Source organism: Serratia sp. CY76391, assembly GCF_052166695.1.
In the GTDB taxonomy this organism is placed as follows: Bacteria; Pseudomonadota; Gammaproteobacteria; order Enterobacterales; family Enterobacteriaceae; genus Serratia; species Serratia nematodiphila.
The window spans coordinates 159,145-176,793 of record NZ_JBJNOJ010000007.1 but is presented as its reverse complement, the minus strand read 5'-3'; the positions used below and the strand labels follow the sequence as shown (position 1 = coordinate 176,793).

The 17,649-nt window shown below is 61.5% G+C and carries 15 protein-coding genes; 10 read left to right on the top strand and 5 right to left on the bottom strand.

Annotated features, from left to right (window positions below; genetic code table 11):
- Positions 1 to 15: 15 nt before the first annotated feature.
- Complete coding sequence (locus ACJ8PN_RS14115) at positions 16 to 1,548, bottom strand: alkaline phosphatase (RefSeq protein WP_351108226.1); 1,533 nt, start codon at positions 1,546 to 1,548, stop codon at positions 16 to 18.
- A gap of 322 nt (positions 1,549 to 1,870) precedes the next feature.
- Here ACJ8PN_RS14115 and ygiD point away from each other — a divergent pair, with 322 nt between their 5' ends.
- Positions 1,871 to 2,653, top strand: coding sequence for a 4,5-DOPA dioxygenase extradiol (gene ygiD, locus ACJ8PN_RS14110; protein WP_171454788.1), 783 nt, complete (start codon positions 1,871 to 1,873; stop codon positions 2,651 to 2,653).
- Positions 2,654 to 2,701: 48 nt separating this feature from the next.
- Here ygiD and ACJ8PN_RS14105 read toward each other — a convergent pair whose 3' ends face one another.
- Both ACJ8PN_RS14105 and ACJ8PN_RS14100 read right to left on the bottom strand, forming a co-directional pair.
- Positions 2,702 to 3,862, bottom strand: a complete 1,161-nt coding sequence (locus ACJ8PN_RS14105) for a glutathionylspermidine synthase family protein (RefSeq protein ID WP_351108230.1) — start codon at positions 3,860 to 3,862, stop codon at positions 2,702 to 2,704.
- Positions 3,863 to 3,865: 3 nt separating this feature from the next.
- Positions 3,866 to 4,528 (bottom strand): DUF1190 family protein, encoded by a 663-nt coding sequence (locus tag ACJ8PN_RS14100; RefSeq protein WP_033632059.1) that lies wholly within the window; start codon positions 4,526 to 4,528, stop codon positions 3,866 to 3,868.
- A gap of 353 nt (positions 4,529 to 4,881) precedes the next feature.
- Between ACJ8PN_RS14100 and ACJ8PN_RS14095 the strand changes: the two genes are divergently transcribed.
- The 4 genes from ACJ8PN_RS14095 to dhaM are packed head-to-tail and all read left to right on the top strand — an operon-like array spanning position 4,882 to position 9,188.
- The gene (locus tag ACJ8PN_RS14095; protein WP_060560331.1) at positions 4,882 to 5,982 is read left to right on the top strand and encodes a glycerol dehydrogenase; all 1,101 of its coding nucleotides are present in this window, start codon (positions 4,882 to 4,884) and stop codon (positions 5,980 to 5,982) included.
- A gap of 51 nt (positions 5,983 to 6,033) precedes the next feature.
- Entirely contained in the window at positions 6,034 to 7,104 is a 1,071-nt protein-coding gene (gene dhaK, locus ACJ8PN_RS14090; RefSeq protein WP_442535017.1) for a dihydroxyacetone kinase subunit DhaK, read from the top strand.
- Positions 7,105 to 7,113: 9 nt separating this feature from the next.
- Positions 7,114 to 7,746 carry a dihydroxyacetone kinase subunit DhaL gene (gene dhaL, locus ACJ8PN_RS14085; RefSeq protein ID WP_004937232.1) on the top strand — a complete coding sequence of 211 codons (633 nt, stop codon included), beginning with the start codon at positions 7,114 to 7,116 and terminating at the stop codon, positions 7,744 to 7,746.
- A gap of 11 nt (positions 7,747 to 7,757) precedes the next feature.
- Complete coding sequence (gene dhaM / locus ACJ8PN_RS14080) at positions 7,758 to 9,188, top strand: dihydroxyacetone kinase phosphoryl donor subunit DhaM (protein WP_442535016.1); 1,431 nt, start codon at positions 7,758 to 7,760, stop codon at positions 9,186 to 9,188.
- Here dhaM and dhaR read toward each other — a convergent pair.
- Both dhaR and hasF read right to left on the bottom strand, forming a co-directional pair.
- Positions 9,185 to 11,134, bottom strand: coding sequence for a dihydroxyacetone kinase operon transcriptional regulator DhaR (dhaR, locus tag ACJ8PN_RS14075; protein ID WP_442535015.1), 1,950 nt, complete (start codon positions 11,132 to 11,134; stop codon positions 9,185 to 9,187). The two genes, dhaM and dhaR, sit on opposite strands and share 4 nt — an antisense overlap.
- Positions 11,135 to 11,284: 150 nt before the next feature.
- The gene (hasF, locus tag ACJ8PN_RS14070) at positions 11,285 to 12,802 is read right to left on the bottom strand and encodes a multidrug efflux transporter outer membrane subunit HasF (protein WP_151254417.1); all 1,518 of its coding nucleotides are present in this window, start codon (positions 12,800 to 12,802) and stop codon (positions 11,285 to 11,287) included.
- Positions 12,803 to 13,149: 347 nt separating this feature from the next.
- Here hasF and nudF point away from each other — a divergent pair, with 347 nt between their 5' ends.
- Genes nudF through parE form a run of 5 tightly spaced genes read left to right on the top strand, consistent with a single transcriptional unit; the run spans position 13,150 to position 17,588 of the window.
- Positions 13,150 to 13,782: an ADP-ribose diphosphatase gene (nudF, locus tag ACJ8PN_RS14065; RefSeq protein ID WP_004937242.1), complete on the top strand. Its 633-nt coding sequence runs from the start codon at positions 13,150 to 13,152 to the stop codon at positions 13,780 to 13,782.
- On the top strand, positions 13,782 to 14,207 hold the full coding sequence (locus ACJ8PN_RS14060; protein ID WP_004937244.1) for a DUF1249 family protein: 426 nt from the start codon (positions 13,782 to 13,784) through the stop codon (positions 14,205 to 14,207). The genes nudF and ACJ8PN_RS14060 overlap by 1 nt, the downstream gene beginning before the upstream one ends.
- Before the next feature lie 27 nt (positions 14,208 to 14,234).
- Positions 14,235 to 15,062 carry a 3',5'-cyclic-AMP phosphodiesterase gene (gene cpdA, locus ACJ8PN_RS14055; protein ID WP_103101379.1) on the top strand — a complete coding sequence of 276 codons (828 nt, stop codon included), beginning with the start codon at positions 14,235 to 14,237 and terminating at the stop codon, positions 15,060 to 15,062.
- Positions 15,062 to 15,646, top strand: a complete 585-nt coding sequence (yqiA, locus tag ACJ8PN_RS14050; RefSeq protein ID WP_015379081.1) for an esterase YqiA — start codon at positions 15,062 to 15,064, stop codon at positions 15,644 to 15,646. The genes cpdA and yqiA overlap by 1 nt, the downstream gene beginning before the upstream one ends.
- A 46-nt stretch (positions 15,647 to 15,692) precedes the next feature.
- Positions 15,693 to 17,588: a DNA topoisomerase IV subunit B gene (parE, locus tag ACJ8PN_RS14045; RefSeq protein WP_004937254.1), complete on the top strand. Its 1,896-nt coding sequence runs from the start codon at positions 15,693 to 15,695 to the stop codon at positions 17,586 to 17,588.
- Positions 17,589 to 17,649: the final 61 nt, after the last annotated feature.

Below are 17,649 nucleotides of genomic sequence, written 5' to 3'. Positions count from 1 at the left end.
CGGCTTTTTTTGTGGCTAGCGTTTTGACAGGCGCTCGCCGATGCGGCTGGCGTAATTCATCACGTGGAAGGTGTAGTTCTCTTCCACCGTACCCTGGAACAGATGCGCCCAGGGGCCGATGGCGTAGATGCCGAGATCTTCCCCGCCGTGCGTCTCGCTTTTCAGCGGCACCAGCGCCGGCTGAATAAAGTCGGGCGCGGTGGCCTGCTCCATGGTTAATGCCGGGCGCTCGGTCAGCGGGATTGTGCCGCCGGGGCCGTTGGCGAAGCCGACGGTGGTGTATGGCTTGCCGTCGCTGCCCAGCCGCGGTTTGCCGTCGACGCCGACGGAAATGCCGAGGATAGGATTGCCGCGCTTGGCATAGCCGGCGATGGTCAGCGTGTGGCTGTGATCGCCGGTTACTATCACCAGCGTGTCGTCCAGATTGACCTTGTCGACGATGGTTTTCACCGCTTCGTTCAGCGCGACCGCGTCGCTCAGCGTGCGGTAGGCGTTGCCGTTATGGCTGCCGTGATCGATGCGTCCGCCCTCCACCAACAGCAGGTAGCCTTCGGGATTCCTGGCCAGAATATCGATGGCCTTGCCGGTCATTTCCGCCAGCGAAGGCTCTCCCGCCGCGTCTTGCCGCCGATCGTGCTCGAAGTTCATGTGCGACGGTTCGAACAGGGCCAACAGGTGGTCGACTTTGGCCGGATCGATTTTGTCGAACTGCGCCTGATTCCAGATGTATTGCCCACGCTCGCCGTAGCGTTGCAGCCAGGCCTGCGTCAGGTCGTGGCCATCCTTTCTGGCGCCTTTCTTGCCGGGATATTCCGGATCGCTCACGCTGTCGGGGAGAAAGTTGGCGCGCCCGCCGCCCATCGCCACGTTCAGGCCGTTGCCGTATTTCATTTCCACCAGCTGGCGTGCGATGTCGCGGCAGCCTGCGGCCAGGGCATCCGCCGGCATTTTGGCGTCAGACTCCCAGTCGCGATTGGCGATATGGGCATAGGTGGCGCCCGGCGTGGCGTGGGTAATGGTGGCGGTCGTCACGGCGCCGGTGGACATGCCGAGCGTTGCGGCCATCTCCCACAGCGTGGTGACGGCCTTGGTTTGCTGATCCTCGCAGTTGTTGAGGGTAGCCGTATGGTTGAGTCCCATCAGATCGTTGATGGTTTTGACGCCGGTGGTCATCGCCACCGCGCTGGGCGCAGAGTCGGTGATTTGGGCGTCGGCGGAGTAGGTTTTGGCCGCCGCCAGATAGGGGAAGGCCTCCCAGGCCAGCACGTTGGATTCACCGTCCACGCCGCGCTGCTGCCCTTCAAAAATGCGGGCGGCGGTCACGGTGGAAAACCCCATGCCGTCACCGACCACCAGAATGACGTTTTTGGCGCGGTTGGTGTTTGGGGTTTGCTTCAGCCGCTGTTGCAGCTGAGCTTGCGCCTGAATGAAGTAAAGATCTTCGCGCTGCGTTAGCTGCGCGTTGTCCGCCGCGCCGGTGGTTGCCGTCCAGCCGGCGAGTAAGAACATGGAAAGCGCCAGGCGGGTTGCCAGTGTGAGTCTGAACATGAATTCCTCCTTGGTAAGATGTAATTCCCATCGCGCGACGGCGTTGCCTGCTCCCGTCGGCAGAGGAGGAGTGTATAGATTTTGTTAACAAAAAATACATAAATTGTTCACAAATTGGATCTGTATGGCAGTAATGTCATGGTATTCACTGATCTTATTATTTTATTGAAATATATGATTTTTTTATCTTTCTGTTGACCGGCGTATTTCTCTACTTTTAATTCAAATTTATTGAATATCTTCATCACGGTTATCCGGCTGTGTTGGTGCGGCAAAGCGCGTAATGTAGCGGCATAGCACAATTTGAACTAAGGATCTCTCTATGAACACCTCTCGTATGCCGGCACTGTTTCTTGGCCACGGTAGCCCGATGAACGTGCTGGAAGACAACCGTTACACCCGGGCATGGCGTGCGTTGGGTGAGTCATTGCCGCGCCCGAAGGCGATCGTGGCGGTTTCCGCGCATTGGTATACCCGCGGCACTGCGGTCACCGCGATGGAAAACCCCAAAACCATTCACGACTTTGGCGGGTTCCCGCAGGCGCTGTTTGATACCCGCTATCCGGCTCCGGGCTCTCCCGCGCTGGCCGCGCAGCTGCAGCAAATTCTGGCGCCGGTGCCGGTAACGGCGGATCTCGGCGAGTGGGGATTGGATCACGGCACCTGGGGTGTCCTGATCAAGATGTATCCCGATGCCGACATTCCGGTGGTGCAGCTCAGCGTCGACGGCACGCAGCCGGCTGCCTATCACTATGAGCTGGGGCGCAAACTGACAGCGCTGCGCGATGAGGGCGTGATGATCGTCGCCAGCGGCAACGTGGTGCACAACCTGCGCATGGTGAAATGGCAGGGTGATACCAGCGCCTATCCGTGGGCGGAATCATTCAATAACTTTGTCCGGGATAACCTGCGTTATCGGGGCGATAACCATCCGCTGGTGGATTTCATGCGCCATGAGGGGGCGGCGCTGTCGAATCCGACGCCGGAACACTATCTGCCGTTGCTGTATGTGCTCGGCGGCTGGGATGGAAAAGAGGCCATCAGCGTGCCGATCGACGGTATCGAAATGGGGGCGCTTAGCATGCTGTCGGTGCAGGTGGGCTAAAGAAAAAACGCCAGTCAGCGACTGGCGTTTTTACCTTCAGTGGTGCGATCAGCCGAGGATGGTGTGCGGATAGAAGCGCGACAGATCCTGCGTAATCAGTTCGCGATCTTCGCGCAGGCCGATGCCGCAAGGTTGATCGTTCACCAGCCAGCTGCCGATCAGCGTGTAGCTGTCTTCGAACTTCGGCAGCGGATGGAACTGCTGCACGATCATGCCTTCTTCGCCGTACGGCCCATCGACGCGCGCCACTTCCTGACCGTTTTCGACGATCTGGATATTGGCGCCTTCGCGCGAGAACAGCGGTTTGGTGACGTAATGAGCCATCGGCGGATGAGCGTCTTGCGCGAAATAAGCCGGCAGCAGGTTAGGGTGGTTCGGGAACATTTCCCACAGCAGCGGCAGCAGCGCCTTGTTGGAGATGATGCTTTTCCAGGCCGGCTCCAGCCAGCGCACGCCGGCGTCTTCCAGCTTGGTGGAGAACATCTCGCGCAGCATGAATTCCCACGGATAGAGCTTGAACAGGTTACCGATCACCTGATCCTGCAGATCGGTGAATTGACCTTTCTCGCCAAGGCCAATCTCTTCCATGAACAGGAACTCGGTCGGTAGACCGGCTTCCTGCGCGCAGTCCTGCAGATATTGCACCGTGCCGCGATCTTCTTCGCTGTCCTGGCAGCAGGCCAGATGCAACAGGCCGAAGCCGTGATGCGCTTTCAGCTCGGCGAAACGCTCGATCAGCTTCTCCTGCAGGCTGTTGTACTGATCCGATTGCGGATCCAGCTTGCCGGCATTGATCTGATCTTCCAGCCACAGCCACTGGAAGAAGGCCGCTTCATACAGCGAGGTCGGCGTATCGGCGTTGTTCTCCAGCAGCTTCGGCGGGTTGACGCCGTCGTAGGCCAGATCGAGACGCGAATACAGCGACGGTTGGTTGGTGCGCCAGGAGCTGCGCACGAACTCCCAGGTGTGTTTCGGGATGCAGAACTTTGCCATCAGCTCGTCGCTGGCGACCACTTTCTCCACCACCTGCAGGCACATCTGATGCAGCTCGGCGGTGGCGCTTTCAATCTCTTCAATCTGCGCCAGCGTGAACTGGTAATAGGCGTCTTCACACCAGTACGGCTCGCCGTACATGGTGTGGAAACGAAAACCGAACTCGGTCGCTTTTTCACGCCAGTCTGGGCGCTCGGTAATGGCAATACGTTTCATGCATCAACCGCCCATGCTGCGAGAGCCGGAGTTGGAGGTGGCGCTGCTGCGCTGCATGCTGGTCTGCTTGGCCACGGTCTCGCCGAAACCGCCGCGGGTTACGGTATTGGTGACCGCAGGCTTCGGCGCCATGGCAGTTTTCGGCACCGTCATGGTGCGGCCGCCGGCGGTGGCCGGGCCGTAGCTCTTGCCGCTGGCGTCGACAAACTTGCCGTTCGCCGGGCTGGCGGCATTCTTGGAGGTGAACAGCGGCTGCTGCGCGAAGCCGGAACCGCCCATCAGGCGGCCCATCATGTAGCCCGCCATCAGCGGCATCCAGAAGCTGCCGCTGCTTTGCGATTCCGCCGCCATGCCGGCCTGCGCCGGAGCCTGGGTGCACTGCGCTTCGCCGAACTCGGCGACGCAGTCTTCGCGAGTGGCGTATTTCGGCGCGGTTTTCGCGGCTTCTTTCAGGGCATTGTTGTAGGCGGTGGTGCACTGCTCGCTCATCGAAGGATTGGCGCGCGAACAGTCATCGGCATTCTGATACAGGGAGACCGTTTCATCGCTCTTCTCGCAGCCGGCCAGCATAAAGACAGCGCCGATCGCCAAAGCCACGGGCGCGACACGGTAGCTGCGCCAGGATTTGCGGAACGTCTCTTGGTTGATGTTTTTTGTCCGTTTCATCGTTATCAATCCCATCATGCGGGCTGTTTTCGCCCTTTCCCAGTAGTGGCGCTAAGGATAGGGGAAACATGGTCAAAATTAAAGCTGAAACGCCCACAGAATCCACTCTTTACGCAGTTATACGTTGGGGTGTGCGCCAGTTCGCTTTCGCGGCGAAAAAACGCGCGTTAGCGTTTCATCATGAAACGTTGTCGCTATGATGATGTTCCATAATGGAACAAAAATCGCGCGGCTCGCCAGGCGGGCTGCAGGCGCTCATAGTCGAAGCACAACAACAAGCCGGCGGCGAAGCCGGCGCGTCATCACCTGATATCTGAACGTTACCATCGCCAACTCCCTACAAGGATCCGGTTATGTTGAGAATCATCCAGTCACCAGGCAAATACATTCAGGGCGCCAATGCGCTGGCTGCCGTCGGCGAATACGCCAAATCCCTCGCCGACCATTATTTCGTGATCGCTGACGACTTCGTGATGCAGCTGGCGGGCGACACCCTGATGGGCAGCCTGCAGCAGCACGGCGTGAAACATCATGCGGCCCGCTTCAACGGTGAGTGCTGCCGTAAAGAGATAGACCGGCTTGGCCGCGAGCTGCAGACCCACGGCTGCCGCGGGGTGATCGGCGTCGGCGGCGGCAAGACGCTCGACACCGCCAAGGCCGTCGCCCACTACCAACGGCTGCCGGTGGTGCTCATTCCCACTATCGCCTCCACCGATGCGCCGACCAGCGCGCTGTCGGTTATCTACACCGAGCAGGGCGAATTCGCCGAATACCTGATCTACCCGCGCAACCCGGACATGGTAGTGATGGACAGCGCCATCATCGCCAAAGCGCCGGTGCGCCTGCTGGTAGCCGGCATGGGCGACGCGCTCTCTACCTATTTCGAAGCCCAGGCCTGCTTCGACGCTCAAGCCACCAGCATGGCCGGCGGCAAATCGACGCTGGCGGCGCTCAGCCTGGCGCGGCTGTGCTACGACACCCTGCTGGCCGAAGGGGTAAAAGCCAAACTGGCGGTCGAGGCCGGCGTGGTGACGGAAGCGGTGGAACGCATCATTGAGGCCAATACGTATCTGAGCGGCATCGGCTTCGAGAGCAGCGGGCTGGCGGCGGCGCATGCCATTCACAACGGTTTCACCGTGCTGGAGGAGTGTCACCACCTGTATCACGGCGAGAAAGTGGCGTTCGGTACCCTGGCGCAACTGGTGCTGCAGAACAGCCCGATGGCGCAGATTGAAACCGTGCTGGCGTTTTGTCATGACATTGGCTTGCCGATCACGCTGGCGCAGATGGGCGTCACCGGCGATGCGACGGCGAAGATGATGGCGGTGGCCGAGGCCAGCTGCGCCGCGGGTGAAACCATTCACAACATGCCGTTCAAGGTCACCCCTGCCGGCGTGCAGGCGGCGATCCTGACGGCGGATAGGCTGGGCGCCGCCTGGTTGCAGCGTCATTGATACCGTTGGGGCGCGGTGCGCCGCGCCCCTGTTCTTACAGAGGAAACCATCGTGAAAAAACTGATTAATCAGGTCGAGTCGGTGTTGGAAGAGCAGTTGCAGGGGCTGGCGGAGGCTCATCCCGAGCTGCTGGTGCACGCGGATCCGGTGTTCGTCACCCGCGCCGATGCGCCGGTGGCGGGCAAAGTGGCGATCCTGTCCGGCGGCGGCAGCGGCCATGAGCCGATGCACTGCGGGTTCGTCGGTGAAGGGATGCTCGACGGTGCCTGTCCGGGCGAGATTTTCACCTCGCCGACGCCGGATAAAATGTACGAGTGCGGTCAGGCGATCGACGGCGGCGCCGGGGTGCTGCTGCTGATCAAGAACTACACCGGCGACGTGCTCAACTTCGAAACCGCCACCGAGCTGCTGCACGACAGCGGCGTCGCGGTGGCGACGGTGCTGGTGGATGACGACGTGGCGGTCAAGGACAGCCTGTTCACCGCCGGGCGACGCGGGGTGGCCAACACCGTGCTGATGGAGAAATTGCTGGGCGCCGCCGCGGCGCGCGGCGACGATCTGGACAGCGTGGTGACGCTGGGGCATCGCATCAACAACCACGGGCATTCGATCGGTATCGCGCTGGGCGCCTGTACCGTCCCCGCCGCCGGCAAACCGTCGTTCACCCTGGCGGAGAACGAGATGGAGTTCGGCGTCGGCATTCACGGCGAGCCGGGCATTGCGCGCCGTCCGTTCACCACGCTCAACGCGGCGGTGGATGACATGTTCCATACGCTGATCGACCACGGCCACTATCAGCGCGCGATCCGCGTCTGGGATCGTCAGCAGGGCGAGTGGCGCGACGAGATGCAGACCAAGCAGCCGCTGACGCGCGGCGATCGGGTGATCGCGCTGGTCAACAATCTGGGCGCCACGCCATTGTCTGAGTTGTATGGCGTGTACCATCGGCTGGCGGAGCGCTGCGCCGAAGCGGGCATCATCATTGAACGCAACCTGGTGGGGTCTTATTGCACCTCGCTGGATATGCAGGGGGTATCCATCACGTTGTTGAAGGTGGACGACGAGCTGTTGTCCTTGTGGGATGCGCCGGTGAAAACGCCTGCGCTGCGTTGGGGTTGCTGAGGAGGAATCATGGCGTTGACCAAACAACAGGTCGTCGATTGGCTGATGCGTTGCGGCGAAGTGTTCAGCCGGGAGCGCGATTTTCTTACCCAACTGGACACCGAGATCGGTGATGCTGACCACGGTTTGAACATGAATCGCGGTTTCAACAAGGTGGTGGAAAAGCTGCCGTCGGTGGCGGACAAGGATATCGGCTTTATCCTGAAAAACACCGGCATGACGCTGCTGTCGAGCGTGGGGGGCGCCAGCGGTCCGCTGTTCGGCACCTTCTTCATCCGCGCGGCGCAGGCGGCGAACGCCAAGCAGAGCCTGGATCTGCCGGAGCTGCATCAGATGATGCAAGAGGGGGTGGAAGGCGTGGTGATGCGCGGTAAGGCGGAGCCGGGCGACAAGACCATGTGCGACGTCTGGTGGCCGGTGGTGGAAAGCCTTGGCCAGTCCGCGCAGCAAAACCTGAGCGTGGCGGAGGCGCTGCAGCGCGCTGCCGACAGCGCCGAGCGGGCGGTGGAGAGCACTATTACCATGCAGGCGCGCAAAGGGCGGGCCAGTTACCTGGGCGAGCGCAGCATCGGCCACCAGGATCCCGGCGCCACTTCGGTGATGTTGATGATGAAAACGCTGGCCGAGGTCGCCGGCAGTTAGCAGGAGGCGAGATGATTAATATCGTGGTGGTTTCGCACAGCGCGTTGCTGGCGCGCGGCGTTGAGCAGTTGGCGCGGCAGATGATGCGCGGCGACGGCTGCAAACTGGCGCTGGCGGCGGGCGTGGATGACGAGCAGCACCCGATCGGCACCGACGCGGTCAAAGTGATGGAGGCGATCGAAGCGGTCGCCGACGGCGACGGCGTTTTGGTGCTGATGGATCTGGGCAGCGCGCTGCTCAGTGCCGAAACCGCGCTCGATCTGCTGGACCCGGATCTGGCCGCCAAAGTGCGGCTGTGTGCGGCGCCGCTGGTTGAAGGCACGCTGGCGGCGGTGGTTGCCGCCAACTCCGGCGCCTCACTGGAGCAGGTGGTTGCGGAGGCGCAGGGGGCGCTGCAGGCCAAACAGGCACAGCTGGGCGAGGCTTCACCTACGGCGAAAAGCGCGTCCTTGCCGCTGGCGCAGGGCAAAAGCGCAACCTGGACGGTGCAGAACCCGCACGGGTTGCATGCGCGCCCGGCGGCGCGGCTGGTCGAGACGCTGACGCCGTTTAAGGCCGAGCTGGTGCTGGAGAAGCAGGGGCAGTGCGTCGATCCGCGCAGCCTCAATCAGCTGGCGTTGCTGCAGGTGCGTCACGGCGACACCATCCGTTTGATCGCCGACGGCGCGCAGGCGGACGAGGCGCTGGCGGCGTTCAAAACGCTGGCGGAGCAGCATTTTGGCGAGACGGTCTCCGAGCGGCAACAGCCTTCGTTGCACGGTATTCCGGTGGCGGAAAGCGTCACCAGCGGGCCGGTGTTCCAGGCTTACAGCTTCTGGCCACCCACGTCCGAGCGGCGCATCGGCGCGGACGAGGTATTGGGCGAACAGCAACGCCTGCGGGAGGCGCTACAGCACACGCTGAGCGATCTGAACCGGCTGGCGGAACGCACCGGCACGCTGATCGGCAAGCCGCAGGCGGCGATCTTCGGCGCCCACAGCATGCTGCTGGACGATCCGGATCTGCAGCAGGCGGCTTACACCCGCATCGCGCAACAGCTGTGCAGCGCCGAGCAGGCCTGGCGGCAGGTGCTGGAGGCGATCGCCGAAGAGTACCGCGAGCTGGATGACGACTACATGCGGGCGCGCGAACTGGACGTGCGCGACATGCTGCGCCGCACGCTGTGCCATCTAGAGGGGCAGGCGCTGCCGGCCATCGCGCTGGCAGAACCGTCGATACTGGTGATGGATGAGCTGATGCCATCAGAGGTGGTGATGCTCGACCGCCGGTTGGTGCTCGGCATCTGCCTGAGCGGCGGCAATGCCCTGTCGCACAGCGCCATTCTGGCGAAGGCGATGGGCATTCCGATGGTGGTCGGCATGCAGGATTGCCTGAGCAAAACCCGCAGCGGCCAGAAGGCGATGCTGGACGCCGCGCGCGGGGTATTGCAGCTCAGCCACTAAGCGCGCAGTTTGAACTGGCGGATGTCGATCCCGTGCTGTTTGATCTTCCGCCACAGCGTGGTGCGGCCGATGCCCAGCAGCTGTGCCATCTCCGTCACCTGGCCGCGGCTGACGGTCGCCGCGCGCAGGATCGCCTGGCGTTCCATGTCCGTCAGCGTCAACAGCGGTGCGCCGGGCTGCGGATCGCTTTCCAGCAGCGACGGCTGGCCGAGCAGGTGCGCCGGCAGATCCGCCAGCTGGATGTGGTGGCCGTGGCAAATCATCGCCGCGCGCTCCACCACTCCTTTCAGCTCCAAATCGTTGCCCGGCCACAGGTAGAGCGCCAACTGGGCCATCACTTCGTCATCCACCCGAAAGCGGCACTGAAAATGCTGCTCCAGCGTGCGAAGGTGGTGTTTGACCAGCAGCGGAATATCGCTCAGCCGCTGGCGCAGCGGCGGGATCTGGATCTCGAATGCCTGCAGGCTGTAAAACAGCTGGCGGCGGAAGCGGTTTTGCTGCACCAGCAGCGGCAGATCGGCGGCGCTGCCGGCGATCACCCGCACATCGACCGGGATCACCCGGCTGGAATTGAGGCGGATCACCACGCCGGTTTTCAGCACCTGCAGCAACGCCGACTGCATCTCCGCCGGCAGGTATTCGATCTGTTCGAGGTACAGCGTACCGCCGTTGGCCAATTCGAATTTGCTGAGCTGGCCCGCCTCTTCTTCGCTGGCGTCGCTGCCCAGCAGCTCACGCAGCCCCTGCGCCTGCGGCAGCAGTTGGCAGTTGAGGGCGATATACGGCCCGGCGGCGCGTTCGCCGGCGTTGTGGATGGCCTGGCTGAGTAGCTCTTTGCCGACGCCTTCCTCCCCGCGCAGCAGGATCGGATGCTGGCCTTTGGCCGCCTGCTGCCCATAACGGATCAGCCGCCGCATCTCCAACGAGGCGGAGGGCATTTGCTCGAAGCTGTGGCTGACGCGCCCCAACTGGCTGCTGACATACTGGCGCAGCCGTTCGAGCGGGTGCAGCAGGGCGATGAAACTGCAGCGATCGCCGTCGAAAATCGGCTTTAGCGTCAGCAAGGCGGCGATAAACTGCCGCTGGCTTTCGAAGGTGACCTCGACGTGTTGCAGCGGTTGCCGATCGGCGATGGCGCGCTTGAGCAGAGCGGGCAGCGTCAGCAACTGCGCCAGCGGTTTGCCCTGGCTCTGCTGCTCGTCCAGTTTTAGCAGGCCGGCGGCGCGCTGGTTGATGTATTGCAGGTAGCCGCGATGATCCCAGGCCATCACGCCGTCGTCCACGCCGTCCAGCAGGCCGTAAAGCTGGTTCAGATGGCGATTGGATTCCGCCAGCAGGCCGTCGGCGTTCAGCGAATTGCCTATTTCGCGGGCGATGGCCAGCGTCAGCGACAGATCGCCGGCGGCGCAGTCGGCCAGCAGGCAGCCCAGCGCGATCGAGCCGCGCTGGCGGCCGCTGTTGTCGTAGACCGGCGTCGCGCAGAAAGACCAACCGTGCAGCGCCCGGCGCACGTGCTCTTCACCACTCACTCGTACCGGGTGGCCTTCCGCCGCCGCCAGCGCCGGGGCATTGGTGCCGATCTGCCCCTCGGCCCAGTAGGCGCCGGGGGCCAATCCCAGTTGCTGCAGATGCTCCCAGGTTTGGGCGTCGCCGCAGCGCCACAGCATGCAGCCGCTCTCGTCGAGGATCATCAACAGACAGCGACGCGGCTCCATGTATTCGCAGGCGTCTTCCAGCGCCGCCTGGCCGAGCGTCAGCAGATCGTTCTTGCGGCGGCAAATCGATTCGAAGGTGGCGCCCTGCGCGCGGTGCGGCGCTTGCCAGACATCGGGCTGCATCAGGCTGCGGCAGCGCAGCCAGGAGGCGTAAACCGCCTGTGCCGGCCGCAGCGGCGGCGGCAATTCGCCGTCGTTAATCAGACGCTGCCAGCGTGAATCGTTGTCCATCGAACCTCATCCAGACTGCGAAAACGAGAGTGACGATGATACCACCTGACGCGGCGGCGGCTGTGAGACGGCGGGCAGAAGTGGTGAAATCGAGGCAAAAAAAACGGGGCGCGGCGTAGGCCGAACCCCGTGTTTATCCGCGTGCGCGCATCAGTTGCGGAATGGGTTGCCGCTGTTGCGAGCCGGTTGGCTGGTGGTAACGGCCGGCGCGGATGCGCGAGTGGCCGCCGGTGCCGGCGCCGCGGTCTGTTGCATCGGCGCATTGTCCTGATAGCCGTCTGCATAGGCGTCCTGCGCGCGATTCTGCGGCGCGACGGCGTCAGGCGCGGTCGATACCGGTTTGCCCAACGCGCCGTTCAACAGCAGCAGATCGTTCTGGTTCAGCGTGCCAAGCGCCGACTTGATGTTCAGCTGGTTGATCAGATAGGTATAACGCGCGTCGGACAGCTGACGTTTGGCGTTATACAGCGTGGTGGTGGCGTCCAGCACGTCGACGATGGTGCGGGTACCGACCTGATAACCGGCTTCCATCGCGTCCAGGGAGCTTTGCGCGGAGATCACCGCCTGTTTGTAGGCGTTGATGCTGCTGATCGAAGCATTAACGTTGTTGAACGACGAACGAACGGTCTGCACCACGCTGCGGTGTGAGCTTTCCAACTGCTCGCTGGCGCCGACGAAGCCGTACTGCGCTTGTTTAACCTGCGAATTGGTCGCGCCGCCGCTGTACAGCGGCAGGTTGAAGCTGATGCCGACCTTATTTTGGCCCGCATCGGAGTCGCTGTAGCGTGCGGCATTCGCGCCACCGGTATTGGAGCCGTTGTATTTGGTATTGCTGATGCCGGTTGACGCGCTGACGTCAATCGTCGGCATATAGCCGGTTTGGGCTGCGCGGATTTGCTCGCGCGCCAGATCCTGGCTCAGACGGGCGGACAGCAGGCTCAGGTTGCGCGCTTCCGCTTCTTTCAGCAGGTTGTTCACCGCTTCCGGGCGCTGGGTGCTGAAGCGATCGGTGTTCAGCGAGGCCAGTTCGGGGTAGAAGGTGCCGGTGACCTGACGCAGCGTTTCCAGCGCGTTGTCCAGATCGTTGCGGGCGGAGACTTCCGCCGCCAGCACGGTGTCGTAGTTCGAGCGGGCGTTCTGCACGTCGGTGATCGCCACCAGGCCCACGTTGAAGCGCTGGGTGGTTTGATCCAGCGTGCGATACACCGCGTCTTTCTGCGCCTGAGTATAGGACAGCGTATCGATCGCTTTCAGCACGTTGAAGTAAGCGGTCGCCGTGTTGAGAATAAGCTGCTGTTCCGCTGTCTGGAAGGTAACGTCGGAGATGCCGGCGGTCTTTTCCTGCAGCGTCAGCTGGCGCCATTTCGACATGTCGAAAATAGTTTGCGTCAGCGCCAACGAACCGCTGGTCACGTTGCTGTTAACGCCATTGCTGTCACGATAACCGTTGGTGTAATCGTAACCTGCGGTCAAACCGAGCTGCGGCAGCAACGGGCTGCGCGCTTCATTGATCTTTTCGAATGCGGCGTCGCGGTCAGCTGCACTTTTGCGCAGATCCGGGTTACTTTCCCTGGCCTGTTTGTAGACCTGCAGCAGGTTCTCTGCCTGGCTCATTGCACTGAAGCCGCCTAGGCTCAGTCCGATAAGAAGGGGGAGCAGTTTCTTCATTTGCATTCCTTGTTGTGCAGCAATATTGCTATGTTAGCGCTGACGATAGACGAAATAGTTGCCGATTCTAGCAGAGTCTGAGGTACGCATCAGGTGGCTGAATGTGCCATCTCACGTAACTTTTACCTTTCAGACCGCCCATTTACCTTGGCGTACTGCCCGGGTCGACTGCAGCTGATATTATGGCTGACAATCCGGATTGTTTCCCGCTATTACCTGCGAGCGCACAAACGTGCCGCATCCGGCGGCGAAAAACAGCCTAACATAAAGCCGCGGCGGAGAGTCCCGCTGTTTCTGTCATCAAAACCGTTTATTTTATCGGCATACTCAAGCAGGAGAATTCGCGCATGAACCGTTCGCAGCCGTCGCCCGTTACTTTCGATAAAAAAGATGTAGAAATTATTGCACGCGAGACGCTGTACCGTGGTTTTTTTTCACTCAATTTATACCGGTTTCGCCATCGGTTGTTCAATGGCGAAATGAGCCCTGAAATCACGCGTGAAATTTTCGAACGCGGCCATGCGGCGGTGCTGCTGCCCTACGATCCGGTGCGCGACGAGGTGGTGCTGATTGAACAACTGCGCATCGCCGCGGTCGATACCAGTAATTCGCCCTGGCTGCTGGAAATGGTGGCGGGTATGATCGAAACCGGTGAAAGCGTCGAGGACGTGTGCCGCCGCGAAGCACAGGAAGAGGCCGGCGTGGTGGTCGGGCGCTGCAAACCGGTGCTGAGCTATCTGGCCAGCCCCGGCGGCACCAGCGAACGTTTGTCGATCATGGTCGGCGAAGTGGACGCCGGCACCGCCGAGGGCATCCACGGCCTGGCGGAAGAACATGAAGATATCCGCGTTCATGTGGTCAGCCGCGAACAGGCTTACCGCTGGGTTGAGGAAGGCGCGATCGATAACGCCGCATCAGTGATTGCATTGCAATGGCTGGCGTTGCACCATGAATCGTTGAGAAAAGAGTGGGCCAACTAATGAAACAGCGCTATACCCCTGATTTCCCCGAAATGATGAGATTGTGCGAAACCAACTTCGCGCAATTGCGCCGCTTGCTGCCGCGCAACGACGAAGCGGGCGAAACGGTGACTTATCAGGTGAACGGCGCCGGCTATCGTTTGACCATCGTTGAGTCCACGCGTTACACGTCGCTGGTGGAGATCGAGCAGATCTTTCCGGCGGTCAGCTACTGGAGCCTGCCCGCGATGACGGTGCGGTTGTACCATGACGCCATGGTTGCGGAAGTGTGTTCCAGTCAGCAGATCTACCGCTTTAAAGCGCGTTATGATTATCCTAATAAAAAGTTGCATCAACGCGACGAAAAGCATCAAATTAACCAGTTTCTTGCTGATTGGCTGCGCTACTGTTTGGCGCATGGAGCGATGGCGGTTCCGGTTTGTTAGACAGACTGAAATAACAAAGGACACCATTTGGAAAGCCTGTTTAAACTGCCCGTGGCGAGTGGGGCCGCGGTCAGGATTCTACAAATAACAGATACCCACCTTTTTGCCGGCGAACACGAGACGTTGCTCGGCATCAATACCTATCGCAGCTATCACGCGGTGCTGGACGCCATCCAGGCGCAGCGCCGCGACGTCGATTTGATCGTCGCCACGGGAGATTTGGCGCAGGATCATTCGCAAGAGGCGTACCGCCACTTCGCCGCCGGCATCGCGCAACTGCCGGCTCCCTGCGTGTGGCTGCCGGGCAACCACGATTTTCAACCGGCGATGGTCGACGCATTGGCCGCCGCGGGCATCGCGCCTTCCAAACAGGTGCTGCTGGGCGATAACTGGCAAGTGCTGATGCTGGACAGCCAGGTGTTCGGCGTGCCGCACGGCGAATTGAGCGAATACCAGCTGGAGTGGATGGAGCGCTGCCTGCAGGCTTACCCCGAGCGCTATACGCTGTTGCTGCTGCACCATCATCCGCTGCCTTCCGGTTGCACCTGGCTCGATCAGCACAGCCTGCGCAACCCGCATATGCTGGGCGCGATCCTGCTGCGTTATCCGAAAGTGAATACCGTGGTGTGCGGGCACATTCACCAGGATCTCGATCTGGAATGGCAGGGGCGGCGCCTGTTGGCGACGCCGTCTACCTGCGTGCAATTCAAGCCGCACTGCACGAACTTCACCATCGACGACGTTTCCCCCGGCTGGCGCTACCTCGATCTGCTGCCGGACGGTCGCGTCGAGACGCAGGTGTTCCGCCTGGAAAACGACGATTTCCGCCCCGATATGGACTCGGATGGATACTGATGCCTTCGACACTGCTCTACCTGCACGGTTTCAACAGCTCGCCGCAGTCGGCCAAGGCGGTGGCCTTCAAGGCCTGGCTGGCCGAACACCATCCCGATATCGAGATGTTGGTGCCGCAGCTGCCGGCCTTTCCGGCGGAGGCGGCCGAGATGCTGGAAAATCTGGTGCTGGAACGCGCCGGGCAAACGCTCGGGCTGGTCGGCTCATCGCTGGGCGGCTATTACGCCACCTGGCTGTCGCAGTGTTTTTCCCTGCCGGCGGTGGTGGTCAACCCGGCGGTCAAGCCGTTTGAGCTGCTGGTCGACTACCTCGGCGCCAACGAGAACCCCTACACCGGCCAGCAATATGTGTTAGAGTCTCGGCACGTTTACGATCTGAAAGTGATGCAGATCGATCCTTTGGAGTCGCCGGATTTAATCTGGCTGCTGCAGCAAACGGGCGATGAAATTCTCGATTACGGCCAGGCAGTGGCGTATTACACCGCGTGTCGGCAAACGGTGGAGTCGGGTGGAAACCACGCCTTCGTCGGTTTCGAGCACTACTTCCCCCAGATTGTGGATTTTTTAGGGCTAAACGCGGTCTGACGGGCCGTTCCGGCACCTCCCTTTAACCACGAAAAAATAATCAACGATGACTCAATCCAGCTATAACGCTGATGCCATTGAAGTACTCAGCGGTCTAGAACCAGTGCGCCGTCGTCCCGGCATGTATACCGACACGACGCGCCCAAACCACCTCGGCCAAGAGGTGATCGATAACAGCGTCGACGAAGCGTTGGCCGGCCACGCCAAGCGCATCGACGTGATCCTGCACGCCGATCAGTCGCTGGAAGTGATCGACGACGGCCGCGGCATGCCGGTGGACATCCACCCGGAAGAGGGCGTGCCGGCGGTTGAGTTGATCCTGTGCCGGCTGCACGCCGGCGGTAAATTCTCGAATAAAAACTACCAGTTCTCCGGCGGCCTGCACGGCGTGGGTATCTCGGTGGTCAACGCCCTGTCGAAGCGGGTGGAAGTCAACGTGCGCCGCGACGGCAACGTTTACAGCATCGCCTTCGAAAACGGCGACAAAGTGCAAGATCTGACGGTGACCGGCACCTGCGGCAAACGCAACACCGGCACCAGCGTGCACTTCTGGCCCGACGAACAGTTCTTCGACAGCCCGCGTTTCTCGGTATCGCGCCTGACTCACCTGCTGAAGGCCAAAGCGGTGCTGTGCCCCGGCGTCGAGATCTATTTCATCGACAAGGTGAACAACACCGAGCAGCGCTGGTGCTACCAGGACGGCCTGACCGACTACCTGATGGAAGCGGTTAACGGCCTGATCACCCTGCCGGAAGCGCCGTTCGTCGGCAACTTTGCCGGTGACACCGAAGCGGTGGACTGGGCGCTGCTGTGGCTGCCGGAAGGCGGCGAGCTGCTGACCGAAAGCTACGTCAACCTGATCCCGACCATGCAGGGCGGCACTCACGTCAACGGCCTGCGTCAGGGGCTGCTGGACGCGATGCGCGAGTTCTGCGAATTCCGCAATATTCTGCCGCGCGGCGTGAAGCTGTCGGCGGAGGATATCTGGGATCGCTGCGCCTACGTGCTGTCGGTGAAGATGCAGGATCCGCAGTTCGCCGGGCAGACCAAAGAGCGTCTCTCCTCGCGTCAGTGCGCGGCCTTCGTTTCCGGCGTGGTGAAAGATGCCTTCAGCCTGTGGCTGAACCAGAACGTTCAGGCGGCGGAACAGCTGGCCGAGCTGGCGATCTCCAGCGCCCAGCGCCGTCTGCGCGCCGCCAAGAAAGTGGTGCGCAAGAAGCTGACCAGCGGGCCGGCGCTGCCGGGCAAGCTGGCGGACTGCACCTCGCAGGATCTGGCCATGACCGAACTGTTCCTGGTGGAAGGGGATTCGGCGGGCGGATCGGCCAAGCAGGCGCGCGATCGCGAATATCAGGCGATCATGCCGCTGAAGGGCAAGATCCTGAATACCTGGGAAGTGTCCTCGGACGAAGTGCTGGCCTCGCAGGAAGTGCACGACATTTCCGTGGCGATCGGCATCGATCCGGACAGCGAAGATCTCAGCCAATTGCGCTACGGCAAAATCTGCATCCTGGCGGATGCGGACTCCGACGGCCTGCATATCGCCACGCTGCTGTGCGCGCTGTTCGTGCGTCACTTCCGTTCGCTGGTGAAAGGCGGCCACGTCTATGTCGCCATGCCGCCGCTGTATCGCATCGATCTCGGTAAAGAAGTGTTCTACGCGCTGGATGAAGAAGAGAAAGCCGGCGTGCTGGAACAGCTGAAGCGCAAGAAGGGCAAGCCGAATGTGCAGCGCTTTAAAGGGCTGGGCGAGATGAACCCGCTGCAGCTGCGCGAAACTACCCTCGATCCGAACACCCGCCGTCTGGTGCAACTGACGGTGGCGGAGGATGACGTCGATCAGACGCTGGCGGTGATGGACATGCTGTTGGCCAAGAAGCGTTCGGAAGATCGCCGCAACTGGCTGCAAGACAAGGGCGACATGGCCGAATTGGCGGTCTGAGCCTGCCCCTGGCCCGGCGAAACGCCGGGCCGGCTTTCCCGCAGGGCGTTCATGCGGCGCC

Coding starts and splice junctions, on each gene's coding strand:
- dhaL (WP_004937232.1), top strand. CDS start 7,114: ATGGCGTTGACCAAACAACAGGTCGTCGATTGGCTGATGCGTTGCGGC.
- ACJ8PN_RS14105 (WP_351108230.1), bottom strand. CDS start 3,862: ATGAAACGTATTGCCATTACCGAGCGCCCAGACTGGCGTGAAAAAGCG.
- ACJ8PN_RS14115 (WP_351108226.1), bottom strand. CDS start 1,548: ATGTTCAGACTCACACTGGCAACCCGCCTGGCGCTTTCCATGTTCTTA.
- yqiA (WP_015379081.1), top strand. CDS start 15,062: ATGCCTTCGACACTGCTCTACCTGCACGGTTTCAACAGCTCGCCGCAG.
- dhaM (WP_442535016.1), top strand. CDS start 7,758: ATGATTAATATCGTGGTGGTTTCGCACAGCGCGTTGCTGGCGCGCGGC.
- hasF (WP_151254417.1), bottom strand. CDS start 12,802: ATGAAGAAACTGCTCCCCCTTCTTATCGGACTGAGCCTAGGCGGCTTC.
- nudF (WP_004937242.1), top strand. CDS start 13,150: ATGAACCGTTCGCAGCCGTCGCCCGTTACTTTCGATAAAAAAGATGTA.
- ACJ8PN_RS14060 (WP_004937244.1), top strand. CDS start 13,782: ATGAAACAGCGCTATACCCCTGATTTCCCCGAAATGATGAGATTGTGC.
- parE (WP_004937254.1), top strand. CDS start 15,693: ATGACTCAATCCAGCTATAACGCTGATGCCATTGAAGTACTCAGCGGT.
- dhaR (WP_442535015.1), bottom strand. CDS start 11,134: ATGGACAACGATTCACGCTGGCAGCGTCTGATTAACGACGGCGAATTG.
- ygiD (WP_171454788.1), top strand. CDS start 1,871: ATGAACACCTCTCGTATGCCGGCACTGTTTCTTGGCCACGGTAGCCCG.
- ACJ8PN_RS14095 (WP_060560331.1), top strand. CDS start 4,882: ATGTTGAGAATCATCCAGTCACCAGGCAAATACATTCAGGGCGCCAAT.
- ACJ8PN_RS14100 (WP_033632059.1), bottom strand. CDS start 4,528: ATGAAACGGACAAAAAACATCAACCAAGAGACGTTCCGCAAATCCTGG.